The sequence below is a fragment of the Pseudarthrobacter sp. NamE5 genome (assembly GCF_005796225.1).
Taxonomy (GTDB): Bacteria; Actinomycetota; Actinomycetes; order Actinomycetales; family Micrococcaceae; genus Arthrobacter.
In genome coordinates this window covers 148319-155202 of the sequence record NZ_VAHO01000010.1, presented here as the reverse complement: position 1 = coordinate 155202, position 6884 = coordinate 148319, and the positions used below count along the sequence as shown (strand labels likewise).

The window sequence follows — 6884 nt, the reverse complement described above, 5'->3', positions numbered from 1 at the left end:
AGGCTTGTTTTTTGGGGTTTGGCCGCCCGTGGTTACCAGCTCTTCGCTGTCTCCCCCGCGGCGACTTAGAAAACAATACACCCCCACAAGCCTCATCGCAAACCCCCTTCCGGAGAGGGCAAAATCCCCGGAATCCCGGGGCAGAAGAGGTCAGCAGGGCACTCAGGGCGGCCTCCATCGTCGTGCCTCACCTTTGTGTGCTGCAGCACAGACAATGCCGCCTGCCAGGCGCGCCGCTCACAGAGCGGGAGCGGAGTAGAGCGCCGAGCCTTAAAGCCAGAAGGGCCGGCAACCGTGAGGTTGCCGGCCCTTCTCAAGCAGCTGGTATCAGCGGGGTTGGATTACCAGGAGGACTTGGTGATGCCCGGAAGCTCGCCCTTGTGGGCCATGTCGCGGAAGCGGACACGGGAGATGCCGAACTTCTGGAAGGTACCGCGGGGGCGGCCGTCGATGATGTCGCGGTTACGCAGGCGGATCGGGGACGCGTCGCGGGGCAGCTTCTGCAGGCCCAGGCGGGCTGCTTCGCGTGCTTCGTCGGTTGCGTTCTCGTCAACCAGGGTCTTCTTCAGCTCGAGGCGCTTGGCGGCGTAACGCTCGACGATGACCTTGCGCTGCTCGTTGCGAGCAATCTTTGACTTCTTAGCCATGTTTAGCGCTCCTCTCGGAATTCGACGTGCTGGCGGATCTTGGGGTCGTACTTCTTCAGGACCAGGCGGTCCGGGTCGTTACGACGGTTCTTACGGGTTACGTAGGTGTAGCCCGTACCCGCGGTCGACTTGAGCTTGATGATCGGACGTACGTCCTTGTCCTTAGCCACTAGAGCTTCACCCCACGAGCCAGAATGTCGGCGACGACCGCGTCGATGCCGCGCACGTCGATGGTCTTGATGCCACGTGCAGAAACCTGCAGCGTGACGTTACGGCGCAGGGACGGAACCCAGTAGCGCTTCTTCTGAATGTTCGGATCGAACCGACGCTTGTTACGGCGGTGCGAGTGCGAAATGCTGTGCCCAAAGCCCGGCTCGGCCCCGGTCACTTGGCAGTGTGCTGCCATGACTTCTCCTCAAGAATTGAATGTAATGATCCGCATATCTGCTGCTGGACCATGCTGCTAAGGGCGGCCCAAAAGTGAAGAAGGGCAACGGTTAGTCACGCAACTTGAGCCCCTAACTACCGGCCGCCCTGGAGAAATTACCGGACAACCGGAGCAATTGCGCACGCTCCGCGCACTTAGCGCCTACCAAGTCTACGAGTTAGCACAATTAAAGACCAATTGGGCACCGGAAGGTGTATAAGGGGGCCCTGCGATCAGAGCCGTGTAAGTTGCGGATACTTCGGCTTCAGTCCGTCCCCGGAGGACTTGCCGGTGACCCTGCGAACCACCCATGGGCCGGCATACTCACGGAACCAGCGGGCGTTGGCACGGATGGCATCCAGCCCACTGAGTTCGGGAACAGGGGTCATGGGCGGGATGTCGATTGTGTGGTCGTGTTCCAGGACCTCCAACACCCGCTTAGCCATGTTGGCGTGACCGGCGGCCGACATGTGCATCCGGTCCTGGGCCCACATGCCCCAGTCGTAGTACTCACTGAAGCGCCAGTAATCCACCAGCAGCGCGCCGTGGTCTCCTGCGATTCCGCGGACAAGTTCGTTGTAGATGGCCGTGCGCCCGCGCATGGTGCTGAACACCTTCGACCCCCGTGCATCGAAGCCGGTAAACATGACCACCGTGGCACCGGTGGCGCGCAGTGTGGCGATGGCGTCGTCGTACTCCACCAGGAGATCGTCAATGTCGATCCTCGGGCGGAGGATGTCGTTGGCTCCCGCGTAGATGGTCACCAGGGTGGGTTTAAGTTCGACGGCGGCGGGCACCTGATCAGCCAGGATCTGGCGGAGCTTCCTTCCGCGGATGGCGAGGTTGGCGTACCCGAAGTTGGGGTCAGAGGCACCCAACTGCTCGGCCACGCGGTCCGCCCAGCCCCGGACGCCGTTCGGGCAGGTGGGATCGTCGTCGCCCACGCCTTCGGTGAATGAGTCACCCAGGGCGACAAACCGGGTAGTGAAATCCATTTGGATAGTTTGCCATCAGTTGCTGGGAGCAACCAACCGGTGGGGAGGAGCTAGTTTTCCCTGAGGATCCAGTGGTCGGCGTCCAGCCTGCCCACTACCTTCTCCCCGATCCGGGCCAGGTCCAGGACATCCTGTTCAGTGAGGGCATCCAGGAACAGGTCCCGGACCGTCTCAACGTGGCCGGGCGCGAGCCCCACGATGGTCGCCATCCCCTCTTCAGTGAGGTGGGCGGTGGTGACGCGGGCATCATGGGGATGAGGCCGGCGCTCCACCCAGCCCCGCTTCTGCAGCTTGGTGACCACGTGCGAAAGCCTGGACAGGGACGCGCTGCTGCGGGCGGCAAGCTCGCTCATGGGCAGGAAGCGGCCCTCCGCCTCGGAAAGCATGGCCAGCACGGTGTAGTCAAAGAGGGACAGCTTCCCCGCCGCATGCAGTTTGGTGTCCAGGGCCGCGGGCAGCAGGGTGTTGATGCTGACCAGGGCAAGCCAGGCACGGCGTTCGTCGGCATTGAGCCAGCGGGGTTCGGTCATGTCCCTCATTCTACGAGAGGGGCCTGGTTGATACTTCAAGTGCGAAAGTGGGCGGCCGGTAGGCTGGGGCCATGTATGTTGTCTCCCTGAGCTACCGCGTTCCGCAGGACATCGTGGACTTCCACAATGACGCCCACATCGCCTGGCTGCAGAAGGCATTCGATGACGGGGTATTTATTGCTGCCGGCCGTAAGGTCCCCCGGACCGGCGGACTGCTGTTGTCCCAGGCTGACCGGGCAACCCTGGATGCCAGCATTGCGCAGGATCCCTTTAACACCAACGGGGTGGCTGACTTCGAAATCATGGAGTTCCATGCAGCCCGGGTGGCTCCGGGCTACGAGATCCTGCTGGACAGCTAAGACGTTTCGGCCCCCGCGGAAGCGGCAGCGGCCAGTTTCTTCAGCCCGCCTTTCCGCGGTACCTTGACCGGTTCGGGCCAGCGCGGGGCAAGCTCGTCCCCCAGCGTGACGCCGCGCAGCTTGCGGCCGAAGAGCGGCAAAACCCAGTCCCGGATCCAGTGCCGCTGCTGCCGCTCCCATTCCCGCAGTCCCAGCGGCGTGGGCGGTTCCCAATCCTTCGGCCTGATCTTGTGAGGCACTCCCAGCTGGTCCAGCACCTGGCCGGCCAAGTACTTGTGGCCGGCCTTGGACATGTGCAGCCGGTCCGAGTCCCACATCCGCCTGTCGTGGAAGGCATCCAGGCACCAGTAGTCCACCAGCACAGCGCCATATTTTTCGGCGATGTCCCGGACCTGCCGGTTGTAAAAGCTGTTGCGCTTCTTCAGTGGTTCCAGCAGGGAAGAGACCTTGACGTCGAAGTCGGTGAAGAGGACCAGGGTAGCGCCGGTATCCGCCAGCAGCGCTACGAGTTTTTCGTATTCGGCCATGAGGGCGGTCATGTCTGTTTTGAGGTCGAGGATGTCATTCCCGCCGGCGTACAGGGTGACGAGCGTGGGCTTCATCCGCAGTGCGGGTTCCAGCTGCTCGTCGATGATGTGCCGAAGCCTTTTGCTCCGGATCGCCAGGTTCGCGTACCGCCATCCGGGCTGCGCCTTGGCAAGTTTCTCCGCCACCCGGTCAGCCCACCCGCGCACGCCGTTGGGCAGCCGCTCGTCCCGGTCCCCGACCCCCTCAGTAAAGGAATCTCCGAGGGCAACAAACACCCGCCGCCCGGAATCAGGAAGCAAAGGTTCAGGCACCACGGATCGAAATTACCGGCCAAACAATAAGAAGGAACGACGGCGGGATGAACAGCAGGTGCGGGAGCGTTGGCAAAAAACCCACATCGAGTGAGAGAGCGTCGGGGGAAACTCCGCGTTAAGTGAGAGAGCGTCGGGAGTTATCCCTCGGCTTTGCCCTGCCGCCAGTACCCCATGAAAGCGACCTGCTTCCGGTCAATCCCCACGTCGCGCACCAGGTACCGCCGCATCTCCTTGATAACGGCGGCTTCGCCCGCGATCCAGGCGTAGAAGGGCATGGCGCCGGCGGGCATGTCGGGGTTTTTGGTTGCCAGGATCTCGGCGGTTTCCATCCGTGCGGGCGTCTCCCAGAGGATGTCCACGTCCACGTTGACGTCTTCGGGCTCGGGGCCTGCGCCGCCGTCGGCCGCTTTGATGCCCACCCAGCCAGGCACCGGGACGGCCTTGCGGACCGCTTCCTGGAGGAGTTGGCCGTGCGGCCGGGACCGGCCAATGGACGCACCGCGCGCCAGCCAGGTGATCTCGACGTCGGCGGGTGACGTCAGCTCCAGGAAGTCGCCGGCTTCGGGAACTTCCAGGAAGGCGTGGCCGGTCATGTACTTCGGCAGGCTTTCGAGGATGGCGGAGACGGCCGGAACTGAGGTTTCATCACCGGCGAGCAGGATGCGCTGCGCCAGCCCGGGCCGCCATTCGATGCCTGAGTAGATCTCCGCCGTGACGCAGTGCGCGGCGCGGTTGTTGGGCCCGATGATGGTGATCGCGTCGCCGGGCCTGGCGTTGAGGGCCCAGTTGGCGGCGGGGCCGCCGTTCCCGTGGTCGTCGAAGTGCATTACGAAGTCGACGTCGATCTCCGGGTACACCGAGTCCAGGCGTGCCTGCCGGACAGTGTAAGTGCGCATGGAACCACGTACTGCGGGATCCATCGCCAGCCATTCCCGGTACCAGCCGGCGGAGCTCATCTCGAAGACGGGAAGGGGCAGCGGGGTCCCGTCCGCAGCAAGGGAGGGGATCATGAGTTTAATCCGGAGGTCGAGGGTGTCGCCGTGAACACCGAAGTCCCGCAGCGAGTATCCGCCGAACGTGATGCGCCGGAAGTTGGGGCTGAGTTGCTGCACGGAGGAGACGGTGACGTCGAACGCCAGGGTCATGGGCTCCATGGAGGCGATGTCGCGGGTCTTCATGAAACGAGCTCCAGTTCGCTGGCGGGGACATGGTGGCGGCCGATGGGAATGATCAGGGGTGTTCCGGAGACGGGATCCGGGATGACACGGGATTCAAGGCCGAAAACATTGCGGACCAGGTCCTCCGTCACCACCTTGAGCGGGGAGCCGACTGCCACCACGGCGCCGCCCTTCATGGCAATCACGTTGTCGGCGTAGCGGGCGGCGAGGTTGAGGTCGTGCAGGACAATGGCCACGGTGGTGCCGCGTTGGCGGTTCAGGTCCGTGATGAGGTCCAGGACCTCCACCTGGTGCGCGAGGTCCAGGTAGGTGGTGGGCTCGTCCAGCAGCAGCACATCCGTCTCCTGGGCGAGGGCCATCGCGATCCACACCCGCTGCCGCTGCCCGCCGGACAGTTCGTCCACGTCCCGTCCGGCGAGGTCCAGCGTTTCGGTGGCTTCCAGCGCGAGCTGCACGGCCGCGTCGTCTTTTTCAGTCCAGCTGCGGAAGAAGCCCTGGTGCGGGTAGCGCCCCCTGCCCACCAGGTCCCGGACCGTGATGCCGTCCGGGGCGGTGGGATGCTGTGGCAGGAGGCCCAGGGTGCGGGCCAGTTCCCGTGCGGGGCGGGCATGGATGTCCTTGCCGTCCAGGGTCACGGCTCCGGCTGCGGGTTTGAGGAGCCTGGACAGGCCGCGCAGGAGGGTGGACTTTCCGCAGGCGTTGGCGCCCACGATCATGGTCACCTTGCCCTCGGGGATCTCGGCGGTGAGCCCGTCCACCACGCAGCGCTGGTCGTATTTCAGCGTCAGATCCTTGGCATCGAGAACTGCCACGTCAGGCATCCTTTCGGTTGGCCGTGACCAGGAGCCACAGCAGGAACGGGGCACCGAGCGCGCCGGTGATGACGCCCACGGGCAGGACGGTGCCGTCCAGCAGCAGGGGGGCAAGGTTGGCGGCCACGAAGTCGGCCGCGAGGACAATGAGGGCACCCACCAGGGCCGACGCCGGGAGGCTGGCTTTGCCGGTAAAACGGCGGGCGATGGGACCGGCCAGGAAGGCGACGAACGAGACGGGACCGGCCGTGGCCGTCGCCACCGCGGCAAGCGAGACGGCGATGATCACCAGCGCCAGGCGCGTGGGGTTCACCCGCACGCCCAGCCCGGCGGCCGCGTCGGGGCCGAGCTCGAGGATCCGGAGCGGGCCGGCGATGGCCGCCGTGGCGGGAAGCAGGAGCAGCAGCGCAAGGGCAAGGACCCCCGCACGGTCCCAGCTGGCGGAGTTCAGGGAGCCGTTCAGCCAGACGAGAGCATCTGCTGCGGTGCGGATATCTGCCCTAGTCATCAGGAAGTTGACTACTGCGTGGAGTGCCGCGGCGATACCCACGCCGGACAGGATGAGTCTGTTGCCGGCAGCATCACCCCGGCCGGTTCCGCGGATGGCGCCGCTTGAGATGGCGTAGATGATGGCAGCTACTCCCAGCGCCCCGGCCAGCGCTGCCCCGGATACGGCCGCGCCAGACGCTCCGAACACCACGATGGCCAGGACTGCCGCGGCGCTGGCGCCATAGCTGATGCCGATGACGTCCGGGCTGGCGAGTGGGTTACGGAGCATCGTCTGGAACAACGCGCCGGCCAGGCCGAACGCGAGGCCGATCATGGTCCCGATGACAGCCCGCGGCAGTTTGTTCTCCATCACGATAAAGCTGGCGCCGGGGATCTTTTCGCCGCCGGTCAGGTGCGCCACCAGGATTTTGAAAAAGTCCGGGATGGTGACGGTGTAGCTGCCGAGCAGGACAGACACCGCAAACAGAATAACGACGGCGCCGGCCAGGAGTGCGGTACGGTTCAGGCGGCGGGATGGCGAATAACCCCGTTGTTTCGGCGCAGGGTTGCCGTGAAGTGTCACCTCGTTGGCAGTTTTGGTGAGG

Annotated in this window: 10 protein-coding genes; 1 reads left to right on the top strand and 9 read right to left on the bottom strand. The window is 64.6% G+C overall.

The window, feature by feature from the left end; translation table 11 throughout:
• Nucleotides 1–341: 341 nt before the first annotated feature.
• The 5 genes from rpsN to FDW84_RS13400 form a co-directional block, all read right to left on the bottom strand.
• Nucleotides 342–647 (bottom strand): 30S ribosomal protein S14, encoded by a 306-nt coding sequence (gene rpsN, locus FDW84_RS13420; RefSeq protein WP_138133690.1) that lies wholly within the window; start codon nucleotides 645–647, stop codon nucleotides 342–344.
• A gap of 2 nt (nucleotides 648–649) precedes the next feature.
• Complete coding sequence (gene rpmG / locus FDW84_RS13415) at nucleotides 650–817, bottom strand: 50S ribosomal protein L33 (protein ID WP_003798558.1); 168 nt, start codon at nucleotides 815–817, stop codon at nucleotides 650–652.
• Nucleotides 817–1053, bottom strand: coding sequence for a 50S ribosomal protein L28 (gene rpmB / locus FDW84_RS13410; protein WP_018763944.1), 237 nt, complete (start codon nucleotides 1051–1053; stop codon nucleotides 817–819). The genes rpmG and rpmB overlap by 1 nt, the downstream gene beginning before the upstream one ends.
• Nucleotides 1054–1307: 254 nt before the next feature.
• On the bottom strand, nucleotides 1308–2069 hold the full coding sequence (locus FDW84_RS13405) for an SGNH/GDSL hydrolase family protein (protein ID WP_138610025.1): 762 nt from the start codon (nucleotides 2067–2069) through the stop codon (nucleotides 1308–1310).
• A gap of 50 nt (nucleotides 2070–2119) precedes the next feature.
• Nucleotides 2120–2599, bottom strand: a complete 480-nt coding sequence (locus FDW84_RS13400) for a MarR family winged helix-turn-helix transcriptional regulator (protein ID WP_138610024.1) — start codon at nucleotides 2597–2599, stop codon at nucleotides 2120–2122.
• A 71-nt stretch (nucleotides 2600–2670) separates the two neighbouring features.
• On the opposite strand from FDW84_RS13400, the gene FDW84_RS13395 reads away from it, so the two are divergent.
• Nucleotides 2671–2958: a YciI family protein gene (locus FDW84_RS13395; RefSeq protein WP_138610023.1), complete on the top strand. Its 288-nt coding sequence runs from the start codon at nucleotides 2671–2673 to the stop codon at nucleotides 2956–2958.
• Here FDW84_RS13395 and FDW84_RS13390 read toward each other — a convergent pair.
• The 4 genes from FDW84_RS13390 to FDW84_RS13375 form a co-directional block, all read right to left on the bottom strand.
• Nucleotides 2955–3800, bottom strand: coding sequence for an SGNH/GDSL hydrolase family protein (locus tag FDW84_RS13390; RefSeq protein ID WP_138610022.1), 846 nt, complete (start codon nucleotides 3798–3800; stop codon nucleotides 2955–2957). The genes FDW84_RS13395 and FDW84_RS13390 overlap by 4 nt on opposite strands.
• Before the next feature lie 137 nt (nucleotides 3801–3937).
• Nucleotides 3938–4978, bottom strand: coding sequence for a siderophore-interacting protein (locus FDW84_RS13385; RefSeq protein ID WP_138610021.1), 1041 nt, complete (start codon nucleotides 4976–4978; stop codon nucleotides 3938–3940).
• Nucleotides 4975–5790 carry an ABC transporter ATP-binding protein gene (locus tag FDW84_RS13380; RefSeq protein WP_240721508.1) on the bottom strand — a complete coding sequence of 272 codons (816 nt, stop codon included), beginning with the start codon at nucleotides 5788–5790 and terminating at the stop codon, nucleotides 4975–4977. The genes FDW84_RS13385 and FDW84_RS13380 overlap by 4 nt, the downstream gene beginning before the upstream one ends.
• A gap of 1 nt (nucleotide 5791) precedes the next feature.
• On the bottom strand, nucleotides 5792–6862 hold the full coding sequence (locus FDW84_RS13375; RefSeq protein WP_371419171.1) for a FecCD family ABC transporter permease: 1071 nt from the start codon (nucleotides 6860–6862) through the stop codon (nucleotides 5792–5794).
• Nucleotides 6863–6884: the final 22 nt, after the last annotated feature.